Genomic DNA, 24,767 nt, shown 5'->3' on the forward strand with positions numbered 1-24,767 from the left:
CCGCATTTCTCCGCGAAGCCAGGAGACTTTTGAATGTTCACATATACCCTACGGCGATTGCTCTTCGCGATCCCGACCCTGCTGGTCATCAGTTTCGTGATTTTCGCGCTGCTCGACCTGGCGCCCAACGACCCGACCGGCGATTTGCCGCTCACCATTCCGCCGGAAGTTCGCGAACAGATACGCGCCTCGCTCGGCCTCGATCAGCCCTTCCTGATCCGCTACCTCAAATGGCTGCAGCAATTCTTCGTCAATGAACCGCTGAATATCCTCGAAAGCCTGACGGGCTGGCAGTTCGGCGACGGAGAGCGGATGCGCGTGCTCTCCTGGGCGACGCGAAGCCCGGTCGTCGATCTCATCGTGCAGCGCCTGCCGCAGACGCTCTGGGTCGTGGGTCTCGCCTATCTCTTCGGCATCATGATCGCGATCCCGATCGGCGTGATCTCCGCCTACAAGCAGTATTCGATCTTCGACCAGATCGGCACCTTCGTCTCGATGGTCGGCTATTCGGTGCCGACCTTCTTCACCGGCGTGCTGCTGATCGTCATCTTCTCCTCCTACCTGCAATGGTTTCCCTCCGTCTACGACACCAATCTCCGGGTCACGGATTTTGCGAGCTTCATGGCCCAGATAAAGCAGATGGCGCTGCCGGTGGCGGTGCTGGCGCTCTACAATGCCTCGCAGATCGCCCGCTTCGTGCGCGCCTCCATGCTCGACAACCTGAACCAGGATTATGTGAGGACCGCGCGGGCAAAGGGGGTCAAGGAAAAGACCGTGCTGCTCGTGCACGTGCTGCGCAACAGCCTGATCCCGGTGGTGACGGTCATCGCGCTCGGGGTGCCGACGATCTTCTCGGGCGCCATCATCACCGAGCAGATCTTCCGCGTGAACGGCCTCGGCCAACTGCTCATCACCGCGATCCAGGGCGCCGACATACCGCTCGTGCAGACGCTGACCTTCATCTTCGCGGTCCTGATCGTGCTCTTCAATCTCATTGCCGATGTTCTCTACGGCATTCTTGACCCGAGGATCCGGTATGACTGACGCAGCCATCGCGGTGCCGACCGCCGCCTCCACCCCGACACGCTCCGTCCTCGCCGACATCTGGCGGCAGTTCCGCGCCCACAAGGGGGGCGTGGCTGGTCTGATCGTGTTCGTATTCATCCTGCTTGCGGTCTATGTCGGGCCCTATATCCACACCGTCGCGCCCAACACGATCAATGTACGCGCCAGGAACCAGTGGCCCTCGCTCGCCCACCCCTTCGGCACCGACAATCTCGGCAAGGACATGCTGGCCCAGGTGCTTGCCGGCGGGCGCATCTCGCTTGCGGTCGGAATCACCGCCATGCTGATCGCCGTATCGCTTGGAACGTTGGTGGGCGTCCTTTCCGGCTATCTGCGGCGGCTGGACGGGCCGCTGATGCGCGTGACGGACCTCTTCCTCGCCCTCCCTCTCCTGCCGCTGCTTCTCGTCATCATCATGCTTTTCCGCGATACGCTGAGGGCCGCCTTCGGGCCGGAGACCGGTATCTTCATCCTCATCGTCTCGGTGATCGGCATCACGAGCTGGATGCACACCGCCCGCATCGTGCGCGGCGACGTGCTTGCCGTCAAAAGCCAGGAATTCATCCTGGCTGCGAAGTCGAGCGGCATGCGCGAACATCGCATCATTCTGCGCCATATCCTGCCCAACGTGCTGAGCTCGATCATGGTTTCGGCGACGCTCGGCATCGCCTCCGCGATCATCACGGAATCGGCGCTGAGCTTCCTGGGCTTGGGCTTCCCCTCGGATTTCCCGACTTGGGGGCGGCTTCTGTTCGACGGCGCCAACTTCCTGCAGCTCACTCCATCGCGGGTACTCTGGCCGGGTCTGGCGATTTCGCTCACGGTCCTGAGCGTCAATTATATCGGCGATGCAATCCGCGACGCGCTCGATCCTCGCACGCTGAAAAGGTGAGCCCCACCTTCCCGGAAGGGCGAGTTTCGCCTTTCCGGGTAGCCATTCCGAGGAACAAGACAGCTTCTTCTTAGTTCGAACCAAGACGGAATCGTCCGTTTTTAATCGAACCAGGGAGAGAGAAGCCATGAATTGGGATCAGGTCGAAGGCAACTGGAAGCAGTTCAAGGGCAAGGTTCAGTCTCAGTGGGGCAAACTCACCGATGACGATCTCGATGTCATCGCCGGCGATCGCAAGCAGTTGGCAGGCAAAATCCAGGAACGCTACGGCAAGGTCCAGGAAGAGGCTGACCGCGAGGTGGACGACTGGCTTTCGCGGCACTGAGGCGTTTGAGAAAAAATAAGCGCCGTTAACTTTTTTTCGGAACCGAGGGAACCAAAGGAAAGCAAGCTCGTTATGCGAGTGCCTGGGAGCTACCCCCCGTCCCCCGCCCTACAAAGCTTCCAGGCGAACTCTTCAATCCCCCTCGAAGAGAAAATGAGATGGCTCGGTTTCGCAACGGAACCGGGCCAACTCATTTTTGGGCTGGTTGCCATTACCGGAGAGCCGTCAATCACCCACCTCTATGGGAAAGACCAGGCGATAGGTGATCTTCTCCTCGGAAATGGAATAGTTCGCCTTGCCGTTGACCGAGGCCGGTACTACGCGCTCCAGCACGGTGCTGCCGAAATGCGCCTTGAGGCTCTCGGTATTCGCCTCGCCCTGAGTTTCGGCCTCGAGCGGCTCGTCCCACATCATCTCCAGCGAATCGTGCCCATCCACCTGAAGCCGGGTGCACGTGACCCTGATCGGCCTGCCACCGCGCAGAAGAGAGCCGTGGCTGACCGCGTTGACGATCAGTTCGTGCACCGCGAGGCCGACATGCAGGGAAGCGTTCGGCGTCAGCAGGACATTGTCGCCCGTTACCCGCACCAGATGCCGATTTTCGGGAAGGTATTTCTCGGTCTGGTGCTGGACCAGTTCGTAGAAATAGGCGCCCCGCCAGCTTGAATCGGTAATCAGGTCCTGGGACTGGGAGAGTGAATACAGCCTGCCGCGGAATTTATGCAGGAAGAGATCCAGTGAGCCCGAATAGCGGGCAGTCTGCAGCGCGATGCTCTGGATGATCGCAAGCAGGTTCTTCGAACGGTGGCTGACCTCGCGAAGCAGCGCCCGGAGCAGGCGCTCGCGATGCCTTTCTTCCGACCGGTCGACGATGGTGGTGATAAGGTGGACGCCGCTTTTAGGCAGTTCCACCGCCTGCACGCGGAATTCGTAGACCTGTTCAGAACCGACGGTGACCTCGACATGCCCCTTGTGTCCGGCTGCCCTCATGTCCGCCTTGAGGGCGGAGAGCCTTCCGGCGACCTCCTCGCCAAAAAGGGAGAGGTCGTTCAGCTTGGCCGCGGAACGGTCGATCGGCCAAGTCTCCGGCAGATTGGTCACGAAGAGATAGTTGTGATCGGCATCCTGGATGATGATGCTCGCGCCGAGATCTACCAGAGCGGGCAGCAGAAATTCGCGCAATCCGTCATCGCTCTGACCCGCTTGCTGCCATGTCAGCGGATGCACCAATTTCCTCACTCCGTCTGCGGGATATCTGGAAGGGACCCGTGGATGCCGCGGCATCCGGCGGGGCCCTTCTTATAGGGCGTCAGACGCGCCGGAACAATCCGACGACGAGCGATATGACCAGCAGCGCCAGGAAGATGAAGAACAGGATCTGGGCGATACTGGTGGCCGCTCCTGCTATCCCGCCAAAGCCGAGCACGCCGGCGATGAGCGCGATGATCAGGAACACGAGGGCGTAATACAACATGGCGGTCTCCTAGCGGATGATGCGCGAGGGAAAACACCGTGCCTGCCATATTTGTTCCCGATCTCGACTGCCCCTGCCTCAAGCAAGTCAAGCGGCGGCCTTGACCGCCTCGTTGAAGAACAGGGCCTGGCTGATCAAGGCCTTGACCATGTCCGGGTTGAACGGCTTGGTGACGAGGAAGGCCGGTTCCGGGCGCTCGCCCGTCAGCAGGCGTTCCGGGAAGGCGGTGATGAAAATCACCGGGACGGAGGAGGCCTTCAGGATTTCGTTGACCGCATCGATGCCCGAGCTGCCATCGGCAAGCTGGATATCGGCGAGCACCATTTTCGGATGAGACGTCTGGAAAAGTGAAACCGCCTCCTTGTGCGTGCGGGCGATGCCGGTGACGCGATGGCCGAGTTCCTGCACCATCTGCTCGATGTCGAGCGCGATCAGCGGCTCGTCTTCGATGATCATGATGTCGGTCGCGACCTGACGGGAAATCTCCTTGGAGGCGTCGTCGAGCAAGCGGTTGACATCATCGACCGTGACATCGAGCACTTCTGCGGTCTCCTCGATGGTGAAACCCTCGACCGAGACGAGAAGGAAGGCGTGGCGGGCCTTGGAAGGAAGGGTTGCGAGATTGGCGGCTGCACGTTGTTCCCAGGCGAACGGGGATTCTATCGGCCTGATCTCCACGTCAGTGGAACCAAAAATCGCAACGAAGAGTTTATAGAGCGAAACACGGTCCTTGGACGTTTCCGGGAAAATGGAAACATCTGCGATCAAAGCTTCCAGGACCGCCGCGACATAGGCATCACCCGAAGTCTGCGATCCGGTGACAGCCCTGGCGTAACGACGCAGATATGGAAGGTGAGACGCAACGCGTGTGGTAAGTGACATTCAAAATCTCCCCTGTGCCCTGAGGGCAATTGACGCGATATCAACGCGGGCATGTAAAAAAAGTTCCGCCGATGGGGGAACTTTTTTTGCCCGAAAGCATTTCTTGACCCGACGATATCGCAACAGGCTGCCCGCGTGATGAGTGAAGAAAATAGAAAAAAAAATGAGATGAACACAGCACACCCTCAGGAAATCAAACCAGGATCGATGCCCCCCAATGCTTCGATCTCGCGGAAATTGCGCGAATTCTACAACGCGGTGCAGGAAGAAGGCATTCCGGATCGTTTTCTCGACCTTCTCGAAAGACTGGAGCAGGCCGAGAAGAATGCGAAATCGGTGAATGTAAAATGAAGAAGCAGGACGAGAACGATGATCGCGTTTTCAAACGCGACCTCCTTGCTTCGCTGCCGAATCTGCGCGCATTCGCGGTATCGCTGACCGGCCGCCACGACAAGGCGGACGATCTCGTGCAGGATACGATCATGAAGGCCTGGGCCAACCAGGCGAGCTTCACCGCCGGCACGAACATGCGCGCCTGGCTCTTCACCATCCTGCGTAACGAATTCTACAGCCAGATGCGCAAGCGCGGCCGCGAGGTGCAGGACAGCGACGGGCTCTTCAGCGAGCGCTTCTCGGTCCACCCCGAGCAATATGGCCGCCTTGACCTGCAGGACTTCCGCAAGGCGCTCGAAAAGCTCCCTGACGACCAGCGCGAGGCGATCGTGCTCGTGGGCGCGGCGGGCTTCGCCTATGAGGAAGCCGCCGCCATCTGCGGCTGCGCGGTCGGCACCATCAAGAGCCGCGTCAGCCGCGCGCGCTCGCGGCTGCAGGAGCTTCTCGGCGTTTCCGGCGAGGGCGATTTCGGTCCCGATCCCGGGGATGCCGCCATCACCCAGCGCGCTTTCGGAAGTTGAGCCCTCGACAGGGGCTCAATTCGAAGCAATCGCCTTTCCGACCGCTCGGACGAGCTGCCCTTCCCGGAACGGCTTTTGGACGATTGCAAGCCCTTCGAAGCCGGGCACCCCTTCGAGTTCGGCATCAAGCGTCGTGAACACGATCGCGGCAGCGGCGTTTTCTATTCGCCGTGCCGCCTCTCCCTGCCCGTCGGCCAACAGGCTCGCATCGATGACGATCACCGCAAAGCCGCCCTTTTCCAGCGCGAGCGGATAATTGTACGGCGTTGCGATCTCGACCTCGCAGCCAAAGGCTTCCTCGAGAATGCGCTCCACCTCCATGGCCACCAGATATTCCGGGTCTATTACGAGTACGCGCACGCTTACATCCCTCACTGATCATGAAGGCTAGATCATCGAAAGAAGATGCCGTCATTTAAAAAAGACACAGACGGGCGGGTTTTCACCGGCTATGTTGATCATTCCTCATCCGGGCCGAGATCATGGCAAACTCAATAACGATCGCTTCTCCGCGCATTACCTGCGAGCAATGCCCTATACGCGGCCTTTCGACGTTCCGCGACTTTTCCCCCGAGGAGCTTTCCTTTGTCATGAGCTTCCGGCAGGGGGAGCATTCCGCCGATCCGGGCATGGCGATCATCGTGGAGGGAGAGCGCAATCCACGGCTCTATACCGTGCTGACCGGCTGGGGTTTCCGCTACAAGATCCTGGAGGATGGCCGGCGCCAGATCCTCAACTATGTCCTGCCGGGCGATATGGTGGGGCTTCAGGGAAACCTGATGACGGAAATGCAGCATTCCGTCGAAGCGCTCACGCCCATGACGCTCTGCCTGTTCGAAAGGGAACGGCTTGCTTCGCTCTATCGCGGGCATCCTTCGCTCGCCTACGACATCACCTGGATCGCCGCGCGGGAGGAAAGCATTCTCGATGAGCATCTGCTGAGCATCGGCAGGCGCAGCGCGCGAGAGCGCGCCGCCTATCTCCTCGCCTTTCTCGATGCGCGCGCCAAGGCGAGCGGCATCGCCAAACGCGGCCGGCCGGTGACCCTGCCGCTGACGCAGAGCCATGTGGCGGATACGCTCGGCCTTTCGCTGGTCCACACCAACAAGACGCTGCGCAAGCTTTACCAGCTCGGCCTCATCCGCTGGCTGGACCGGGGCTGCGAGGTGCTGGATACGGAGGGTCTATATCAGATGGCGGGCTGGCGGCCGCCCGCGGAAGGCAGGCGGCCTTTCATCTGATCAAATCATTCTCCAGGCTGGGGAGAGTCGCGGTCGTGCCTCGACATGGTCGAGCCGGTGCCGTCCTTGTTCCTGAGCGCCAGGAAGCCGAGTCCGCCGAGAATGGAAGCCACGAGCAGCGGACGCGATTTGAGCAGGAGCGGCAGCGCCGTTATCGCGGCCGTCGCCATGAGCGCCCGGCTGCCGCTCGCGGCGGCGGCCTCCCGCTTGCGCCTCTGCTCCGAGCTGTTCAGGATGAGGACGATCGTGAACATGACGATCGCCAGCAGGAAGGCGCCGGAAGCGATTGCCACGAGGGCCATGGCCGGCCCCCAGACGCTGGCGAGGAAGACCGCCATGGCAGCGACCGCCGCCACATAGCCGGTCAGCAGGAATACCAGAGCAAAGGCGTAGAATACCGCGTTCCGCTTCAGACGCTGGGTGAAGGCTGCCAGATCGACAGCCGCCAGCGAGGCAAGAAGAGGGCCCAATCCGGCCATCATCAGCGCCGCGTCATCAGCGCGAGAAGAAAGCCGACGCCTGCGGCGATCGCTACGGCCTGTATAGGGTTTGTCCGTATCTGGCGCTCGAGATCCTTCTCCATCGAGAGCGCCTGCTCGCGCGCCGCCTCCACCATGTGCAAGGAGGCATCCGCCGCGTCACTGGTGGCCCGGCGAACCTTGCCGCGATATTGGCTCGCCTTGTCGCTGCCGGCGGAAGCCACGCTGCGGGCAAGCACCGCGATATCATCCCGGAGTTGTTGAAGCTGTGCTTCGATATCTCGCGACGAGGCGGAACCGCTGCCGTTGCGGCCAACTTCATTCTGTGCGTTCGCAGGTGCCATCTTCCATCTCCTATGGTTTTGAGCCTAGGGCATGGCCGGTTGTCCGGCTTTTCGTCGCCGGTATCCGAACGGCAGCCGACGCCCATCGCTTTTTCTTGCTGCGGGCGGTGAACGCAGAGCAGGCGCGATTGTTCCCGCCGGAGCAGTCGATGCGGAGACGGAATGCCGGCTGCGCGGAAGGTCAGGCTGCGGCTGGAGGTTCCGGCCATGCGGCGATCCCGCCGATCCAGCTTTCGAAGGCGCGGGAGAGCTTCAGGACACGCAAGTCATCGAAGCGTGGCCCGACGATCTGCAGACCGATCGGCATGCCGGAGCGGGAAAAGCCGCAATTGATGGAAGCGGCCGGCTGTTCCGACATGTTCCACGGAACCGTGAAGGCAATATGCTCGAAAGGATGCGCCGGGTCGTTGGTGGGAGAGGCCCATTCCGCCGGATAGGAAACGACCGGATTGGTGGGCGAAAGCAGGGCATCGATGCCACTGAAGAGCTTGGCGCAGGCCCTGCGCATCTCGAATGTCTGGTTGAAGCCGCGCACCGCCTCGACGCCGGATATTGCCGCGCCTCCCTCCGCCCACTGATAGATATAGGGCAGGATCGACGCCCGCCGCTCCGCACCCAGGGTCTCGATATCAGCCCAGAAACGGGCGCGCCAGAACTTGTCGAGACCGTCCAGCATCTGCCGGGTCAGCACCGGCCCCACCGGCACGATTTCCGCTCCCGCCTTTTCGAAATGCTCCGCCGCCGTGGCCACCGCCTGCCTGACCTCGTCTTCCGCCGGCAGGCCGGTGCCCGCATCGAGCATGAGCCCGATCTTCATACCCCTGATATCGATATCGAAATCCAGCCAGTCGAATGTGTTCGGCGGAAGGCTGGTCGCGTCGCGCCAGTCCGGACGGCTGAGCGTCGCCATGGAATAGGCGGCGTCTTCCACCGTGCGCGTCATCGGCCCGGCACAACGGCCGACGTAATAGGGATCGATCGGGATGCGGCCATTACTCGGCTTGAAGCAAAAGACCCCCGCCCAGCCGGCTGGCAAACGCACCGACCCGCCGATATCCGTGCCGATATGCAAAGGACCGTAGCTCGCCGCCCCGGCCGAAGACGCGCCGGCGCTTGATCCGCCGGGGTTTTTCGAAAGATCCCAGGGATTGCGGCTCAGCGGATGGAAGCTCGACAGGCCGGAAGAAAGCATGCCGTAATCCGGGCAGGTGGTCTTGGCGAAGATCACCGCGCCGTCTTCCCGCATCCGCGCCGCGATCGGTGCATCCTCGGCGGCTGGCACGAGTTCCACTGCGCTGGTGCCGAGCGGCACCGGCTGCCCCTTGGTCGCGATCAGCTCCTTGAGCGTGACGGGAACGCCGTCGAGGAGCCCGCGCGGTTCGCCCTTCATCCACCGCTCGGTGGAAGCGGCTGCCTGCGCCCGCGCGCTATCCGGATCGTAGAGGTAGAGCGCCTGCACATGCGGCTCGAAGGCGGCCACGCGCTCCTCCACCGCCAGCCAGTATTCAAAGGGCGAAAGCTTCTTCGCGCCGTAGAGGCCGGTCAATTCACGGATCGTCAGTTTCAAAAGATCGTTCATGGCAAATCACTTCGTCAGATCATGAATTATCGCGCGGGTCGAAAATGTCGCGCAGCCCATCACCCAGCATGTTGAGGCCCATGACGGAAAGCGCGATCGCAAGCCCCGGCATCAGAGCCAACCATGGCGCCTGGCCTAGATAAGTCTGGGATTCCGCGAGCATCCGCCCCCAGGTAGGGGCCGGTGGCGCCATACCGAGACCGAGAAAGCTCAGGCCCGCTTCGGTCAGGATCGCAAGCCCCAGCTGGATCGTCACCTGCACGATGATCTGGTTGGAGATATTCGGCAGGACGTGCACGAGCGTGATCTTCTCCGCAGGCCGGCCCATGCCGATCGCCGCCGTGACATAGTCCCGCGTCCAGATCTGCAGCGCCGCCCCGAGCGTCAGCCGTGCGAAGACCGGCACCATGAAGGTCGCGATCGCGATGATGGCGGTGAACCGGCCGGAGCCGATGAAGGCGCCGAGCATCATGGCCGAAAGGATCGGCGGCACGGCGAAAATGATATCGCAGCCGCGCATGACGATGATTTCCAGCCATCCGCGCCGCATCGCCACGATGACTCCGATCGCCGTGCCGATGGTCGCGCCGATGGCGACCGCCAGGATGGAGGTGGAGAGTGAGTTCCAGGCCCCCACCATCAGCCTGGAAGCGACATCGCGGCCGAGCTGATCCGTGCCGAAGAAACCGGAGGCGAGCGGCGGCTTCAGCTTGTCGGCGATGGCAAGCCGCGTCGGCGAAACCGGCGTCCAGACCAGCGAGATGAGCGCGACCGCAAAGAGAGCGAGCGTGATGACGATGCCTGCAAGGAGCACGGGACGGCGGGAGAGCTTTCTCATTGCGCTCCGGCCCTCAAACGGGGATCGACCACCAGATATGCAAGATCGACCAGGAAGTTCACGAGGATCACGAGGGCGGAGAAGAATAGCACCACATCCTGCATGACGATCACGTCGCGCTGTGAGAGTGCCTGATAGGCCAGACGGCCGAGCCCCGGCAGGTTGAAGACGTTCTCGACCAGCACCGCGCCGGCGATCAGGAAGGTGAATTGCAGGCCGAGAATGGTAATCACCGGTATCAGCGCGTTCGGCATCGCATGGCGCCAAAGAGCAGCGCTCTCGCTGATGCCCTTGCCGCGCGCGGTGCGCACGAAGTCCTCGTTCATCACTTCCAGCACCGCCGAGCGGGTGACGCGCGTCAGCACGCCCGCCTGCGGGAGGGCAAGGGCGATCGCCGGCAGCAGCAGCGCTTTCAGTGCCGGAACGAACCCAGCGCTCCAGCCGGGGAAACCGCCAGCCGGCATCCAGCCGAGCGTGGTGGAGAAGAGAATGATAAGGAGCAGACCGACGAAGAAGGCCGGCACGGCGATACCGACATGCGAGAAGAGACCGGCGAGAAGATCGACCGCGCCGTTGCGATGCCGGGCGGCCTGTACGCCGAGCGGAATGGCTATCGCTATGGAAATGAGGATCGCCATCAACGCGAGCGGCAGCGTGACCGCAAGCCGCTCCGCGATCAGTCCCGCGACCGGCACGCCATAGGTATAGGACTGGCCGAGATCGCCCTGGAACACGCCCGCAAGCCAGGCGAGGTAACGGACGGGCAGCGGTTGATCGAGGCCGAGCTCTTTCTGGAGCGCGGCAAGCGTTTCCGGGCTCGCAGAGGTGCCGAGCATGATCGCAGCCGGATCGCCGGGCAGCAGGTCCATGACCAGGAAGATCAGCAGCGAAACGACCAGCAGGGTAACGGCGAGGCTTAAAATTCGGCGGAGGAGGACGGAGATCATGCTTTGCCATACCCCCTCTGCCCTGCCGGCTTGCCGGGGCCGAGCCACGTGTCTCGTCCCGCTCTTCGAGCCCCCCATAAGGGGGGAGAAAACTCGCGGCGCCGTCTCAGCCCGATTGAGACTCCAACGGTGCGGCAGGTGCCCACCTCCCCCTTGAGGGGGGAGGTCGCCGCGTAGCGGCGGGTGGGGGTGAACTCAAAACCTCGTGACCGCTGAGGATTGTCACCCCACCCCGGAGCTTCGCTCCGACCCTCCCCCTCAAGGGGAGGGCGAGCCGCCGCAATCACCCCGCTTCGCTCCATCACACAGGCTCACTCTTCCCAATAAACCTCGGTGAGCACGTTGGAGGGAATGGGCTCGTTTTCCCAAAGCCCCTTCACCTTCCCATCCCAGATGCCGAGCTTGGGCATGACGAAGAGGAAGAGCGCCGGCACGTCGTTCGCGAGAATCGTCTGCGCCTCGCCGTAGAGCTTTTCCTGTTCCGTGGGATCGGCGGTCAGCTCCACCTTCTTCAGGACGTCGCCGAAAGCCGGGTTCTTGTAGTTGAAGTAATAAGGATCGCGGGCATAGATATCGATATCCATCGGCTCGGCATGGGCCACGATGGTCATGTCGTAATCGGCCGCCTTCAGCACGTCCGCCACCCATTTGGCCGGGAACTCGGTGGTCTCGATGTTCATCGTCACGCCGATTTCCGCCAGCATCGCCTGCAGCACCTGCGAGGTGCGCTGCGCATAGGCCATCTGCGGCGTCTTGATGGTGAAGGTGAAGCCGTCCGGATAACCGGCCTCCTCCAGCAGGGCCTTCGCCTTTTCCGGATCGTAAGGGTAGGTCCCGGTGAGATCGATATAGCCGCGATCGTTCGGCGTGTAATGGCTGCCGATCGGCGTGCCGTAGCCGGACCATGCGCCTTCCACGACGCCGGCGCGATCGACCGCCATCATCAACGCCTGGCGCACGCGCTTGTCGTCGAAGGGCTTGCGGGCATTGTTCATGCCGGCGACGACCTTGAGCTCCGTATTGCCGATCACCGTGACGAGGCGGCTGTCGCCCTCGAAGGAGCTGACGAGTTCTGGTGCGGCAAATTCCGGAAAGGCGTCGACATCCCCTGCCTTCAAGGCCGCGGCCTGGGCCTGCGGATCGCCGATGAAGCGGAAGGTGGCCGCTTCCAGTTTCACCGCCACATCCTTGTTCCAGTAATCTGGATTTTTCGCGAGTTCGACCTTGTCGCCCTTGGCCCAATTGACGAACCTGAACGGACCGGTGCCGACGGGTGCCGTCTTGTTGTTCTCGGCCGATTTCGGCGCAACCATGCTGGAGGACGGCCAGCCCAGCCAATAGAGCAGGCTGCCGGCCGGTTCCTTGAGTTTCAGAACCAGCGTTGCCGGATCGGGCATTTCCACCGCGTCGATCGACGCGAAATAACGCTTCTGAGGATTGACGGAATCCGCTCCTCGGGCGCGATCGATCGAGAACTTAGCGACGGAGGAATCGAAAGCCTCGCCATCGTGGAATTTCACGCCCTGACGCAGCTTGAAGGTATAGGTCTTGCCGTCCGGAGAAATCTCCCAGCTTTCGGCAAGCTGTGGCTGTACCTTGCCGTCGCGGTCGATGGTCGTCAGCCCTTCGAAAATGTTCTGCCAGGTCACCTGCCCGATCGCCACCGGCGCGGCTATGGTCGGATCGAGGCCCGCAGGCTCGATCGTCATGCCGAGCGTCAGCGTGGTCTTCGGCGCCGCTTCGGCCATGCCGTGGCCGGAGAAGATCAATCCCGCCGCAAGCGCCGCTCCCAAGAGCACGCGCCGCGAACATGAAATGCTGCCGATAACCCCTGCCATGCCCGTCAGTCTCCCCTGGTGAAGATGTCGCCCGTCTTGTGCCATCGGCATCCGATCACACGGATTATGGTCATTTCGCAGGTGCACACAACGTGAAAATTGTACGCGCCCATCGCCGGTCAACCGCGGCGGAAACCCTCGCTGGCGACAAGCAGACGATGCGTATAATCGGCTGAAAAGGCCCGTTTTTCCAAGGCCTCCACCGGCATCGTCTCGACGACTTCTCCGCCCTTCATCACCGCCAGCCGCTCGCACATATGGCTCACGACACCGAGATCGTGGCTGACCATCACGAAGGTCAGGTTCCGGTCGCGCCGCGCCTGTTCCAGAAGGTTGAGAATTTCCGCCTGGATCGACGCGTCGAGCGCCGAAGTTGGCTCGTCGAGAAGCAGGATTTTCGGCTCCAGAATGAGCGCTCGAGCGATTGCGATGCGCTGTCGTTGACCGCCGGAAAGCTGATGCGAATAGCGGAAACGGAAGCCGTTGCCGAGGCCAACCTCGTCGAGCGCGCGGGCGATACGTACATCGATATCGGAAAAGCCGTGGATGAGAAGCGGCTCCAGAAGCAGCCGGTCCACCGTCTGCCGCGGATGGAGCGAGCCATAGGGATCCTGAAAGACCATCTGGACGGTTCGGTAGAACTCTTTGTCTCGCTTGCGGCCGGAGTAATTCCTGCCGCTCACAGTGAGCGAGCCTTCGTCAAAGCCGACGAGACCGGCAATGGCACGCAGGAGAGTCGACTTGCCGGAACCGGATTCCCCGACGATGCCGAAGGACTCGCCTTGGCCGACATCGACGCTCACGCGTTTCAGCGCGGTGAAATCCTCAAAAGTCACGACCATGTTTCGGACGGAAAGCGCCTGGCTCATGCGGCCCACTCCGGCTTGCGTTCGAGGACCGGCAGCGGGTGGCGGTCGGAGCCGATCTGCGGCAGGCAGTTCAGGAGACCCTGCGTATAGGGATGCTTCGCGCTGGCGAGATCGGCCGAGGGCAGTTCTTCGACAACTTTACCCGCATACATGACGATCACCCGGTCGCAGAAGGAGGAGACGAGGCGCAGGTCGTGCGAGATGAAGATCAGCCCCATGCCGCGCTCGGCCACCAGCTTGTCGAGGATCGAGAGCACTTCGAGCTGCACGGTGACGTCGAGCGCCGAGGTCGGCTCGTCGGCGATCAGCAGTTCCGGCCCGCAGATCAGCATCATCGCGATCATCGCGCGCTGGCCCATGCCGCCGGAAACCTCGTGCGGATAGAGATCGAAGACGCGCTCCGGATCGCGGATCTGCACCGCCTCCAGCATGGAAAGGGTTCGGGCTCTCGCTTCCGCGTGAGTGATCTTTTCGTGCTGGCGAAGCGCCTCGATGATCTGCCGGCCGATGGTCATCACCGGGTTCAGCGAATATTTCGGGTCCTGGAGGATCATCGCGATCCGCCTACCCCGCAGCGCCCGCCTTTGCCTGACGCCGGCCGAAAGCAGGTCGATGCCGTCGAAGGCGAGCCTGTTCGCCGTGATCTTCGCGTGGCCGGGCGTGAGCCCCATGATGGCCCGACCCGTCTGCGATTTGCCGGAGCCGCTCTCGCCGACGATGCCGAGCCGTTCCTTGCCGAGCGTGAACGAGACGCCGCGCACGGCCTGCACCTCTCCGGTGCGGGTCGGAAAAGTGACGCGCAAGTCATCGACCGTCAGAAGCGGGGTTACGGTCATTGGCCTGCCTCCTTCGGGTCGAGCGCATCGCGCAGCCCGTCGCCGAGAAGGTTGAAGCCGAGGCTGACGATCAGGATCGCCGCACCCGGCATGGCAGCCACCCACCATTGGTCGAGGATGAAGCGGCGGCCGGAAGCGATCATCGCGCCCCATTCGGGAAGCGGCGGCTGCGCGCCGAGGCCGAGGAAGCCGAGGCCCGCCGCCGTCAGAATGATGCCCGCCATGTCGAGCGTCACGCGCACGATCAGCGACGACAGGCAGAGCGGCATGACATGGCGCAGGACAATGCGGAAGGGCGAGGCGCCCATCAGTTGAACAGCCGCGATGAATTCCGAATTGCGAAAGGTCATGGTTTCCGCCCGCGCGATACGGGCATAAGGCGGCCAGGAGGTGACGGCGATCGCCAGGACCGCGTTCTCGATGCCGGGTCCCAGCGCGGCGACCAGAGCCAGCGCCAGCACGAGCTTCGGGAAGGCGAGGAAGATATCGGTGATGCGCATCAGGATCGCATCGACCCAGCCGCCGGCATAGCCGGAAACCGTACCGACGATGAGGCCGACGGGAGCAGCGATGATCGCCACCAGCACGACAACGAACAGGGTGAGCCGCGAACCGTGAATGAGGCGCGAGAGGATATCGCGGCCCTGATCGTCGGTGCCGAGCAGATAGCCCGCAGTACCGGGCGGCAGCAGACGAGCATTGCGCAGGTCGCCCTGCACCGGATCGTGCGGCGCGAGCACATTCGCGAAAGCCGCAACGAAGAGCAGGCCGATGATGATCGCAAGCCCGAGAAGCGCCAGCCGGTTTTCCGAAAAGCGCCGCCAGATGACATAGGCTCTTCCGAGGCGCGCCTGCTTGCGCGAGGCGGGGCGATCGGAAAGCAGCCACTCGCGGCTATACGGTTTGGGTGAGGTTTCAGCAATGCTCATCGGCTGCGCGTCCTGGGATCGAGCGTCCGGTAGAGAAGATCGGACAGGAGATTGATGCCGACGAAGACCGCACCGATGACGATCGTTCCACCAAGCACCGCGTTCATGTCGGCGTTCTGCAGCGAATTGGTGATGTAGAGGCCGAGCCCCGGCCAGGAGAAGATCGTCTCCGTCAGCACCGAGCCTTCGAGCAACCCGGCATAGGAAAGCGCGATCACCGTCACCAGCGGCACGGCGGCATTGCGCAGCGCGTGGAACCAGATGATGCGCGTCTCCGAAAGCCCCTTGGCGCGGGCAGCCACCACATATTCCTGGGAAAGCTCGTTCAGCATGAAGCTGCGCGTCATGCGGCTGATATAGGCGAGCGAGAAATAGCCGAGCAGCGAACCGGGCAGGATGATGTGCCGGAAGAGGTCCCACAGCACGTCCCACTGACGCTGCCAGGCGGCGTCGATGAGGAAGAAGCCGGTGATCGGCGTGAACGTGTATTCGTAGACGATATCGATGCGACCGGGATAGGCCACCCAGCGAAGCTTGGCATAGAACAGCACCAGCGTCAGCAGGCCGAGCCAGAAGATCGGCACGGAATAGCCGATGAGGCCGATCACTCGGACAATCTGATCGGCGATGCTGCCGCGCTTGACTGCGGCGAGTACGCCGAGCGGCACGCCGAACACCGCGCCGATGATGGTGCCGATCGTGGCAAGCTCGATCGTCGCCGGAAAGACGCGCGCGATATCCGTCATCACCGGATTGGTGGTGAGCACGGACGTGCCGAAATCGCCGGAGAGTGCCTGTTTCACATAGATGTAGAACTGCTGGTAGAGCGGCAGATTAAGGCCGAGCTCTTCCCTCACCCGCTCCACCACGTGGTTGGGCGCCCGGTCGCCCACGATGGCGAGCGCCGGGTCGATGGGCACGACGCGGCCGATGAAGAAGGTGACGGCAAGCAGACCGAGAAAGGTCGTGACGACCGTCACCGCAAAACGCAGGACGGACTTCGCGAAGGACGAGGCACGGCGCCGGTTGCGCCGTGTCGTCACCGATGTTTCAGGCAAGGTCAAGGAAGCTGCCCGCTATTCCTTGGAGACCTGATAGACGAAGTTGGTGTCGAAGCTCGGGCCGAGTTTGAAATCCTTGAGCTTCGAGGAATGGCCGGCCACTTCCGTCTGCTGGAAGACGATTACGAAGGGGCTGGTGGCGAGCACCTTGCGCTGCAGATCCTCATAGGTCGCCGCGCGCTTGGCGCTGTCCTTTTCCAGAAGCGCGCCCTTTGCCGCATCGCTGAGTTCGGCCGGAACGTCCCAGGCATTGCGCCATGCGAGCGTCTTGTTGGTGCCCTCGTCGGAATTGTCCGGGTTGATGGTGAAGGTCTCGGCATTCGAGTTCGGGTCGAAATAGTCAGAGCCCCACTGGCCGATATAGATATCGTGCTGGCGGGCGCGGAACTTGGTCAGCGTCTGCTTTCCGTCGCCGGGGATGATCTCCAGCTTGATGCCGGCCTGGGCGAGCGTCTGTTGTACGCTTTCGGCAATGCCGGTGACCGGCTGCGTGTTGCGCACGTCCATGGTGACGGTGAAGCCGTCGGGAAGGCCCGCCTTCGCGAGCAGTTCCTTGGCCTTGGCGACGTCGAGCTTGTACGGCTTGTCTTCAAGCGCGCCGAGCTGCCCCTTCGGCAGGAAGGTCTGGTGGATTTCGCCGATGCCCTTGATGAGGGTCGCGCCGATCGCGTCATAGTCGACCAGATACTTGATGGCTTCGATGACTTCCGGTTTGGCGAGCGTCTCGTTCTTCTGGTTGAGGCTGAAATAGTAGATAGTGCCCTTGGGCGCCGAGGTGAGCGTGAAGCCCTCCTTCTTCGACACGGCGTCCATGTCGCCCGGCTCGAGGTTGCGGGCCACATCGATATCGCCGTTCTCCAGCGCCAGGCGCTGGCCGGCGCTTTCCTTCATGTGGCGGTAGATGACCCGCTTCAGCTTCGGCGCTTCGCCGAAATAGTTCGGGTTGGCTTCCAGCACGACCGCTTCGTTGGCGCGCCATGTCACCGTCTTGAAGGGACCGGAGCCGGCAAAACCGGTCTTGAGGAACGCGTTGCCGAAATCCGTGTCATACTTGTAGTCGTCGCTCGGCGTGACCGGCTTGGCGTTCTCCATGACCAATTTCTTGTCGACGACGGAAGCAACCGTCGAGGTCAGCACGTTGAGAACGAAGCTCGGCGCGTATGCCTTGTCGACCGTAAGGGCAAAGGTGGTTTCATCGACGGCTTTCGCCTTCTCGGTCACGTTGTCGCCGGTAAGGCCGAACTGTGTGAGAAGGAAGGCGGGCGACTTGTCGAGCTTGATGGCGCGCTCGAAGGAAAATGCCACGTCCTCGGCGGTCAGCGGATTGCCGGAGGCGAATTTGAGGCCCGGCTTCAGCTTGAACGTATAGGTGAGACCATCGTCGGACACCGTCCAGCTATCGGCAAGCTCGCCGACTACTTCGGACGTCTTGTTGGGATCGAGGCGGACCAGAAGGTTATAGGTATTGGCGGTAACTTCCGCCGTGGAAAGCTCGAAGGCTTCGCCGGGGTCGAGCGAGATGATGTCATCGATGGCGAAACCCTCGACCAGCGTGTCGGCCGGCGTTTCGGCGAATGCCTGCGGCGAAGCCGCCAGCATCAGCGCAAGTGCTGCGCCGGTGGAAAGCACACGGAGCCGTTTGTTCAGCGAATTCATCATGATCGTTCCCTTGTTTTTTTGAACTCTCGAATTTCCGGAGCGCCTATTCGTGCCAGGCCTTCCCCAAAACCCTCAGCCAGTTTTCCCGGCATAATTTCATCAGTTCCACGTCAGCGTATCCCGCACCCTTGAGAGCCGCAACCAGATTCTGATTGCCCGCCGCGTCCTGAATATCCTGCGGAATCGAGGCCCCGTCGAAGTCCGAACCAAGCGCTACATGGTCGATCCCCATGCGCTCGACCATGTAGTTCACATGGCGAACCATGTCGGAAAGCGGGGTCCCGACATCGTCTCGGCCGTCGGCCCTCAGCATGGTGACGGCGTAGTTGAGTCCGACAAGGCCACCGCTTTCACGGATCGCATCGAGCTGGCGGTCGGTAAGGTTGCGGGCGACCGGCGTCAGCGCGTGGGCATTGGAATGGCTGGCGATCAGCGGCTGGTCGGAGGTCTTGGCAACATCCCAGAACCCCCTCTCGGTGATGTGGGCGAGGTCGATCAGGATGCCGAGCCGGTTGCAGGCCTTCACGAGTTCGAAGCCGAGTTCGGTAAGTCCTGGCGCGGTATCCGGCGACATGGGATAGGCGAAAGGCACTCCGTGGCCGAAGATATTGTGACGGCTCCAGACGGGGCCGAGCGACCGGAGGCCGGCGGCATGGAAAACTTCCAGCGCGGCGAGATCGGGATCGATCGCCTCGCAGCCTTCCATGTGCATGACCGCGGCGAAGATGCCTTCTGCCATGGCCTTGCGGATATCGCGTGTCGAGCGGCAGAGCCGCCAGGCATTCGCCCGGTCGAGACGCAGCGCGATCGCCGCCATTTCGAGCGCGGTCGAGAGCGAAGGCCCATGCTCCAGCGGTGCGGCAAGCGGCGTCTCGTAATGACCGTTCTCGTCGGGCTCCTTGAGAATGAGATCGCCCGAAGGCACATAGATGGCGCAGAGCCCGCCGGCGAGCCCGCCCGCCTTGGCGCGCGGCGCATCGATATGGCCTGCGGGCGTACCGTTCATGAATTCCGCAACCGGATCGCCGCCAGCCTTCATGTTCCGCCAGAGCCGCAGAAGCACGTCGTTATGGCCGTCGAACACCAGTTCCATGAAAAGAGTCCCGATTATTGTGAAAGAAATCCGAGGTGAGCCGAAGCAGCGATCCTAACCGAGCTTCGCCTCTCTACAAGACAGAATCTCGGATCACGCCACCCATTTCCCCTGCCCGTCCGTCTTCAGGAGCAGCGTCCTGAAGACCCCAGCCACCCGCTCCCGCCACTGAGGACCGGCCGCATCCAGCTTGCTGTGCCAGCGTTCCGATTGCAGCATGGCCGCGCCGATCACCACCGGCTCGATGCCGAGGGAGCTCATTAGCGAGAGACCTGAAATGATGGAGGTTCCGCTTGAGATCACGTCGTCGATGAGCGCTACCCGCTTGCCCGTAATCAGCGGCAGCATGCGCGGATCGACATAGAGCCGCTTGACCTGCTCCGGCGTGGTAATCGAGGAAAGTGGCACCGAAAGCGTCTCGTCGTACCAGAATTTCCGCGAGGTCCCGAGCGGCACGTAGCGAGAATGGCCAAGCACGCGGGCGACCGCTGCCGCGAGAGTGAGGCCGAGCGTCGGCAGGCCGACGATCACCTCCGGACGGAAGGCAGAAATCTTGTAGGCGAGATCGGCGGCAAGCACATCCTGCACCTCGAAACTCGCCTGGTTGATGATGAGGGAGGCGAGCGCATGTTCGCCATCCGCGAGCGGCCGGATCGGCAACCGGATCTGGCGGCCATCGTCGAGCGTCGCCGGATAAAACCCCGTATGCGGGCCGGCAGGATCGAAGCTCAGGGCAGGATGGATCTCCTGCCAGAATTCATGCGGCTGCATGGGGCTCCCGTATCAATCGAGAAAGACGAGTCGTAAAGCGGAGTCCTAGCGCCGTGAGCTTCACCAGCCAACCACTTCCTCGCGATAGCGGCTCACTTCATCGAGAAGCCAGGCGCGGAAGGCAGCAACCGGCCGGAGGTCCACCTTGGCAAAGGGCGCCACCGCATAATAGGAACTCGGGCTCTTCACCTGATGCGGAAATGCCTGGACGAGCTGACCGCTCGCCAGTTCGGAATCGATGAGAAAGAGCGGCATCAGCGCCACCCCGAGCCCGGCGATGCAGGCCTGCGCGACATTGGAAAACTGCTCGAAGCGCATGCCCTGCGAGGAGGCGCCCGAAATGCCGAGGCTCTGGAACCAGTGATCCCAGGCGCCCGGCCGCGAGGCCATGTGCAGGAGCGGCAGGCGCTGGATATCCTCCGGCCGGCGGATCGGATGCTCGGCAAGAAATGCCGGGGACGAGACCGGCGCAACCATCTCCTCCATGAGATAAGTGCATTCCGCGCCCGGCCAGTCCGGCTGGCCGACATGGATCGCCATGTCGATCCCCTCGCGCTCGAAATCGAATATCCCGATGCGGGTTGCGAAGTTCAGCGTAATCTCCGGGTGGCTGGCGACGAAATGCGGAATTCGCGGCATCAGCCAGCGCGTGCCGAAGGTCGGCAGTATGGCGAGATTCAATTGGTCGCTATGCCGTTTCGTCATGACCTGCAAGGAAGCCGACCGTATCTGCGACAGCGCGCCGGCGATGGATTTTGCATAATCCGCGCCCGTTGCGGTCAAGCCGACACCACGGCTGCTGCGCTCGAAAAGCAGAATGCCCAATTGCTCTTCCAGGCCAGAAACCTGCCGGCTGATGGCCCCTTGCGTCAGCGACAGCTCTTCCGCCGCTGCCGAGAAACTGCCCAGCCGCGCAACGGAATCGAAGGCGGCAAGCGCTGCGGTGGAAGGAAGGAGCTTCCTGCTGAGATTGACCATGCTTTATTACTATACGTCATAGCCGATTGAGTAAACTCCGCTTGCCCGCGCAGGCAGCCGCGCCGATAATCCCGGCCAGTCCATAACGGGAGATTTTGACTGTGAGCGCACGTGCGGCCTTTTCCTGGAGCGATCCGTTCCTTCTTGAAGACCAGCTGACCGACGAGGAGCGGATGATCCGCGATGCGGCCGCCGCCTTCGCGAAATCCGAACTCCTGCCGCGCGTCCAGGAGGCCTATCTTTCCGAAACCTCCGAACCGGAGCTCTTCCGCCTCATGGGCCAGGCGGGCCTGCTCGGCGTGACGCTGCCGGAAGAGTACGGCGCGGCGAATGCCAATTACGTCTCCTACGGCCTTGTCGCCCGCGAGATCGAGCGCGTCGACAGCGGCTACCGTTCGATGATGAGCGTGCAGTCCTCGCTGGTGATCTACCCGATCTTCGCCTACGGCTCGGACGAGCAGCGAAAGAAATACCTGCCGGGTCTCGTTTCCGGCGAACTCATCGGCTGTTTCGGGTTGACCGAGCCGGACGCGGGTTCTGATCCCGGCGGCATGAAGACCCGCGCCGAAAAGATCGAAGGCGGCTATCGCCTGCGCGGCTCCAAGATGTGGATTTCCAATGCGCCGATCGCCGACGTCTTCGTCGTCTGGGCGAAGCCGGAAGCCCACAACAACGAAATCCGCGGCTTCGTTCTGGAAAAGGGCATGAAGGGTCTTTCGGCGCCCAAGATCGGCGGCAAGCTTTCGCTGCGCGCCTCGATCACCGGCGAGATCGTGCTGGACGGCGTCGAGGTCTCCGAAGATGCGATGCTGCCGAACGTTTCGGGCCTGAAAGGTCCGTTCGGCTGCCTCAACCGCGCCCGCTACGGCATTTCCTGGGGCGTCCTGGGAGCTGCCGAAGACTGCTGGTTCCGCGCCCGCCAGTACGGCCTCGACCGCAAGCAGTTCGGCAAGCCGCTCGCCGGCATGCAGCTCTACCAGAAGAAGCTTGCCGACATGCAGACGGAGATCGCGCTTGGCCTCCAGGCATCCTTACGCGTCGGCCGGTTGATGGACGAGCACCGCATGGCGCCGGAAATGATTTCGATCGTCAAACGCAACAATTGCGGCAAGGCGCTGGACATCGCGCGTCAGGCTCGCGACATGCACGGCGGCAACGGCATCCAGATCGAGTATCACGTCATGCGCCATGCGCAGAACCTGGAAACGGTCAACACCTACGAGGGCACGCATGACGTCCATGCGCTGATCCTCGGTCGCGCCCAGACCGGCATTCAGGCGTTTTTCTGATCTTTCTACCCAAAGCGGCGTGGGTGGACACACTCCACGCCGCTTTTCGTCATTGGCTAAATCTGCCCCATCGTTGTATCAATAACGAGGCCCGCATCGTGCAGCGAGCAGAAAATCGAGGCAGAAGGACCGTCAAGTATAATGCACGCCACGAAAGAGGCCTCGGAAACCCCCGCCGGTGAATTCGATGTCGGCGAAAGGCTTCGCAGCGTCCGCCGTCAGCACGGACTCTCGCAGCGGGCGCTCGCCGTGAAGGCGGGAGTAACGCATTCCCTCGTGTCGCTGATCGAGAAGAACAAGGTCAGCCCTTCCGTCTCTTCGCTGAAGAAAATCCTGGAGGCGATCTCCTATCCGCTGACCGATTTCTTCGCGCTCACCCTGCCGCCGGTCGACCAGATATTCTACCGCGCCGACGAACTCATTCCTCTTGCCAGGGGACCTCTGACCCTTTTGCAAGTCGGGGATGTAAAATCCCATAATGTGCAGATTTTCCACGAGTTCTACCAGCCGGGCGCGGATACGGGCGAGACCATGCTGCAGCACGAGGCCGAGGAAGGCGGGGTCGTCGTGGCCGGCGAACTGGAACTGACCGTCGGCAACCAGACGCGTATCCTCAAAAAAGGCGATGCCTTCCTGTTCGACAGCCGCTTGCCGCACCGTTATCGCAATGTCGGGACGGAACTTTGCGAGATCGTCAGCGCCGTCACGCCGCCCTATCTCTGAGGCCGAAGAGGGATCAAAAAGCCGGGCCGCGGCGATTGAACCCATTGTCAATTATAGTGAGAATGCCTAGGTCTAGTGGCGCTGCGGCAAACCTCCCACAGGGTCCATCGCCGGAGCGCAAGCCGATGTCCAACAGGCAAGGAACGCTGCATTGGCCGGACCCCCGATGCCGACCTCGCCGCCATATACCAGAGCGGAATTCTTTTAGCCCGATCCTCCTCCCCAGCAGCGCATCGGTTCATAGCCTTTCGCGCGGCTTGTTTTGAATGAAGGTGCCTCCCATGACCTATCCGAACGTCAAGCTTTTCATCAACGGCGAGTGGCGCAACGCCATCGGCGGCGAGACCATTCCGGTCATCGACCCCGCGACCGAAGAAGTGATCGGTCAGATTGCCCATGCCCGCAAGGCCGACCTCGACCTGGCGCTTGAAGCGGCCGCCAAGGGGTTCAAAGTCTGGCGCGAAACGTCTGCCTTCGAGCGCTCCAAGATCATGCGCAAGGCCGCCGATCTGCTGCGTTCACGCGCCGAGACGATCGCGGTGATGATGACCCGCGAACAGGGCAAGCCGCTTGCGCAGTCCAAGATGGAGGTCATGGGCGCCGCCGACACGATCGACTGGTTCGCGGAGGAATCCCGCCGTACCTATGGACAGATCATTCCGGCCCGTTTCTCCGGCGTTTCGCAGCTTGCGATGAAAGTGCCGGTCGGACCGGTTGCCGCCTTCACGCCCTGGAACTTCCCGATCAACCAGATCGTCCGCAAGCTTTCGGCCGCCCTTTCCACCGGCTGCTCGATCATCGTCAAGGCTCCGGAAGAAACCCCGGCTTCGCCGGCCGAACTTATCCGCGCCTTCGCCGATGCCGGCGTCCCGGCGGGCGTCGTCAACCTGGTTTACGGTGTTCCGGCAGAGATTTCCGAATACCTGATCCCGCATCCGGTGATCCGCAAGATCTCCTTTACCGGCTCGACCCCGGTCGGCAAGCACCTGGCGGCGCTCGCCGGCAGGCACATGAAGCGCGCCACCATGGAGCTTGGCGGCCACGCGCCGGCAATCATCTTCAACGACGCCGATCTCGAAAAGGCGATCGAGGTGACGGCGGGGGCGAAGTTCCGCAACGCAGGTCAGGTCTGCGTCGCGCCGACCCGTTTCCTGGTGCAGGACGGCATCGCCGACAAGTTCCTCGACGGCTTCGTGAAGGCTGCACGGGCGATCAAGGTCGGCAATGGTCTGGAAGAGGGCGTCGCCATGGGGCCGCTTGCCAATGACCGTCGCATCCCGGCCATGGAAGACATGATCAACGATGCCGTGGCAAACGGCGCCGAGATCAAGGCCGGCGGGCGCCGGATCGGCAACAAGGGCTATTTCTTCGAGCCGACCGTGGTCGCCGATGTGCCGACTTCCGCCAAGGTGATGAACGACGAGCCCTTCGGGCCGCTTGCCATCGTCAACCGCTTCTCCACCTTCGAGGACGCGATCGAGGAAGCCAACCGCCTGCCCTTCGGGCTTGCTTCCTATGCCTTCACCGGCTCGGTGAAGACCGCGCACGAACTCGGCCGCCAGGTCGAAGCGGGCATGCTGACGATCAACCACAACGGCCTTGCGCTGCCGGAAGTGCCCTTCGGCGGAATCAAGGATTCCGGCTACGGCACGGAAGGCGGCTCGGAAGCGACGGAAGCATATCTGGAGACCCGTTTCGTCAGCCAGATGAGCTAAGGACGCGGCTCGCCCTCCCCTTGAGG

The 24,767-nt window shown here is 62.2% G+C and carries 27 protein-coding genes; 9 read left to right on the forward strand and 18 right to left on the reverse strand.

Annotated features, from left to right (window positions below; translation table 11 throughout):
- Positions 1-33 precede the first annotated feature (33 nt).
- The 3 genes from YH62_RS13850 (at position 34) to YH62_RS13860 (ending at position 2,282) form a co-directional block, all read left to right on the forward strand.
- The gene (locus tag YH62_RS13850; RefSeq protein WP_046794793.1) at positions 34-1,044 is read left to right on the forward strand and encodes an ABC transporter permease; all 1,011 of its coding nucleotides are present in this window, start codon (positions 34-36) and stop codon (positions 1,042-1,044) included.
- Positions 1,037-1,957: an ABC transporter permease gene (locus YH62_RS13855; RefSeq protein WP_046794794.1), complete on the forward strand. Its 921-nt coding sequence runs from the start codon at positions 1,037-1,039 to the stop codon at positions 1,955-1,957. Before YH62_RS13850 ends, YH62_RS13855 begins: the two co-directional genes overlap by 8 nt.
- 127 nt (positions 1,958-2,084) lie before the next feature.
- Positions 2,085-2,282 (forward strand): CsbD family protein, encoded by a 198-nt coding sequence (locus YH62_RS13860; protein ID WP_046794795.1) that lies wholly within the window; start codon positions 2,085-2,087, stop codon positions 2,280-2,282.
- Positions 2,283-2,507: 225 nt separating this feature from the next.
- Here the strand turns inward: YH62_RS13860 and YH62_RS13865 are convergent, their stop codons facing one another.
- The 3 genes from YH62_RS13865 to YH62_RS13875 form a co-directional block, all read right to left on the reverse strand.
- Entirely contained in the window at positions 2,508-3,509 is a 1,002-nt protein-coding gene (locus YH62_RS13865) for a sensor histidine kinase (RefSeq protein WP_082118365.1), read from the reverse strand.
- 82 nt (positions 3,510-3,591) lie between these two features.
- Entirely contained in the window at positions 3,592-3,756 is a 165-nt protein-coding gene (locus YH62_RS29485) for a DUF1328 domain-containing protein (RefSeq protein WP_046794797.1), read from the reverse strand.
- 87 nt (positions 3,757-3,843) lie between these two features.
- A complete protein-coding gene (locus YH62_RS13875) occupies positions 3,844-4,638 on the reverse strand; it encodes a response regulator (RefSeq protein WP_046794798.1) in 795 nt (264 codons plus the stop codon).
- 168 nt (positions 4,639-4,806) lie between these two features.
- Here YH62_RS13875 and YH62_RS13880 point away from each other — a divergent pair, with 168 nt between their 5' ends.
- Positions 4,807-4,989, forward strand: coding sequence for a NepR family anti-sigma factor (locus tag YH62_RS13880; RefSeq protein WP_046794799.1), 183 nt, complete (start codon positions 4,807-4,809; stop codon positions 4,987-4,989).
- Entirely contained in the window at positions 4,986-5,552 is a 567-nt protein-coding gene (locus YH62_RS13885; protein WP_046794800.1) for an RNA polymerase sigma factor, read from the forward strand. Before YH62_RS13880 ends, YH62_RS13885 begins: the two co-directional genes overlap by 4 nt.
- Before the next feature lie 15 nt (positions 5,553-5,567).
- Here the strand turns inward: YH62_RS13885 and YH62_RS13890 are convergent, their stop codons facing one another.
- Positions 5,568-5,912 carry a hypothetical protein gene (locus YH62_RS13890; protein ID WP_137326634.1) on the reverse strand — a complete coding sequence of 115 codons (345 nt, stop codon included), beginning with the start codon at positions 5,910-5,912 and terminating at the stop codon, positions 5,568-5,570.
- A gap of 122 nt (positions 5,913-6,034) precedes the next feature.
- On the opposite strand from YH62_RS13890, the gene YH62_RS13895 reads away from it, so the two are divergent.
- Positions 6,035-6,793: a Crp/Fnr family transcriptional regulator gene (locus tag YH62_RS13895; protein ID WP_046794802.1), complete on the forward strand. Its 759-nt coding sequence runs from the start codon at positions 6,035-6,037 to the stop codon at positions 6,791-6,793.
- A gap of 5 nt (positions 6,794-6,798) precedes the next feature.
- Here YH62_RS13895 and YH62_RS13900 read toward each other — a convergent pair whose 3' ends face one another.
- The 14 genes from YH62_RS13900 to YH62_RS13965 all read right to left on the reverse strand — a co-directional run bounded on the left by YH62_RS13900 (position 6,799) and on the right by YH62_RS13965 (position 21,014).
- A complete protein-coding gene (locus tag YH62_RS13900; protein ID WP_052760404.1) occupies positions 6,799-7,275 on the reverse strand; it encodes a hypothetical protein in 477 nt (158 codons plus the stop codon).
- Entirely contained in the window at positions 7,275-7,616 is a 342-nt protein-coding gene (locus YH62_RS13905) for a DUF883 family protein (RefSeq protein WP_046794803.1), read from the reverse strand. The genes YH62_RS13900 and YH62_RS13905 overlap by 1 nt, the downstream gene beginning before the upstream one ends.
- A gap of 181 nt (positions 7,617-7,797) precedes the next feature.
- Positions 7,798-9,195, reverse strand: coding sequence for an amidase (locus tag YH62_RS13910; RefSeq protein ID WP_046794804.1), 1,398 nt, complete (start codon positions 9,193-9,195; stop codon positions 7,798-7,800).
- A gap of 19 nt (positions 9,196-9,214) precedes the next feature.
- Entirely contained in the window at positions 9,215-10,033 is an 819-nt protein-coding gene (locus tag YH62_RS13915) for an ABC transporter permease (RefSeq protein ID WP_046794805.1), read from the reverse strand.
- Positions 10,030-10,980: an ABC transporter permease gene (locus YH62_RS13920; RefSeq protein WP_046794806.1), complete on the reverse strand. Its 951-nt coding sequence runs from the start codon at positions 10,978-10,980 to the stop codon at positions 10,030-10,032. Before YH62_RS13920 ends, YH62_RS13915 begins: the two co-directional genes overlap by 4 nt.
- A gap of 311 nt (positions 10,981-11,291) precedes the next feature.
- Positions 11,292-12,818 carry an ABC transporter substrate-binding protein gene (locus YH62_RS13925; protein WP_046794807.1) on the reverse strand — a complete coding sequence of 509 codons (1,527 nt, stop codon included), beginning with the start codon at positions 12,816-12,818 and terminating at the stop codon, positions 11,292-11,294.
- A 119-nt stretch (positions 12,819-12,937) separates the two neighbouring features.
- Positions 12,938-13,687: an ABC transporter ATP-binding protein gene (locus YH62_RS13930; RefSeq protein ID WP_046794808.1), complete on the reverse strand. Its 750-nt coding sequence runs from the start codon at positions 13,685-13,687 to the stop codon at positions 12,938-12,940.
- The gene (locus tag YH62_RS13935; RefSeq protein ID WP_046794809.1) at positions 13,684-14,523 is read right to left on the reverse strand and encodes an ABC transporter ATP-binding protein; all 840 of its coding nucleotides are present in this window, start codon (positions 14,521-14,523) and stop codon (positions 13,684-13,686) included. The genes YH62_RS13930 and YH62_RS13935 overlap by 4 nt, the downstream gene beginning before the upstream one ends.
- Complete coding sequence (locus YH62_RS13940) at positions 14,520-15,452, reverse strand: ABC transporter permease (protein WP_046794810.1); 933 nt, start codon at positions 15,450-15,452, stop codon at positions 14,520-14,522. Before YH62_RS13940 ends, YH62_RS13935 begins: the two co-directional genes overlap by 4 nt.
- Positions 15,449-16,516, reverse strand: coding sequence for an ABC transporter permease (locus tag YH62_RS13945; protein ID WP_046794811.1), 1,068 nt, complete (start codon positions 16,514-16,516; stop codon positions 15,449-15,451). The genes YH62_RS13940 and YH62_RS13945 overlap by 4 nt, the downstream gene beginning before the upstream one ends.
- 12 nt (positions 16,517-16,528) lie before the next feature.
- Positions 16,529-18,172, reverse strand: a complete 1,644-nt coding sequence (locus tag YH62_RS13950; protein ID WP_046794812.1) for an ABC transporter substrate-binding protein — start codon at positions 18,170-18,172, stop codon at positions 16,529-16,531.
- A 43-nt stretch (positions 18,173-18,215) separates the two neighbouring features.
- Positions 18,216-19,265 carry a dipeptidase gene (locus YH62_RS13955; RefSeq protein ID WP_046794813.1) on the reverse strand — a complete coding sequence of 350 codons (1,050 nt, stop codon included), beginning with the start codon at positions 19,263-19,265 and terminating at the stop codon, positions 18,216-18,218.
- 93 nt (positions 19,266-19,358) lie between these two features.
- Complete coding sequence (locus tag YH62_RS13960) at positions 19,359-20,036, reverse strand: phosphoribosyltransferase (RefSeq protein WP_046794814.1); 678 nt, start codon at positions 20,034-20,036, stop codon at positions 19,359-19,361.
- Positions 20,037-20,096: 60 nt separating this feature from the next.
- Complete coding sequence (locus tag YH62_RS13965) at positions 20,097-21,014, reverse strand: LysR family transcriptional regulator (protein WP_046794815.1); 918 nt, start codon at positions 21,012-21,014, stop codon at positions 20,097-20,099.
- Positions 21,015-21,115: 101 nt separating this feature from the next.
- Here YH62_RS13965 and YH62_RS13970 point away from each other — a divergent pair, with 101 nt between their 5' ends.
- The 3 genes from YH62_RS13970 (at position 21,116) to YH62_RS13980 (ending at position 24,741) form a co-directional block, all read left to right on the forward strand.
- Positions 21,116-22,303 carry an acyl-CoA dehydrogenase gene (locus tag YH62_RS13970; RefSeq protein WP_046794816.1) on the forward strand — a complete coding sequence of 396 codons (1,188 nt, stop codon included), beginning with the start codon at positions 21,116-21,118 and terminating at the stop codon, positions 22,301-22,303.
- 141 nt (positions 22,304-22,444) lie between these two features.
- Positions 22,445-23,026 carry a cupin domain-containing protein gene (locus YH62_RS13975; RefSeq protein WP_046794817.1) on the forward strand — a complete coding sequence of 194 codons (582 nt, stop codon included), beginning with the start codon at positions 22,445-22,447 and terminating at the stop codon, positions 23,024-23,026.
- Positions 23,027-23,292: 266 nt separating this feature from the next.
- Entirely contained in the window at positions 23,293-24,741 is a 1,449-nt protein-coding gene (locus tag YH62_RS13980; RefSeq protein ID WP_348625757.1) for an NAD-dependent succinate-semialdehyde dehydrogenase, read from the forward strand.
- The last annotated feature ends 26 nt before the right edge of the window (positions 24,742-24,767 follow it).

Source organism: Rhizobium sp. LC145 (assembly GCF_001005825.1).
In the GTDB taxonomy this organism is placed as follows: domain Bacteria; phylum Pseudomonadota; class Alphaproteobacteria; order Rhizobiales; family Rhizobiaceae; genus Neorhizobium.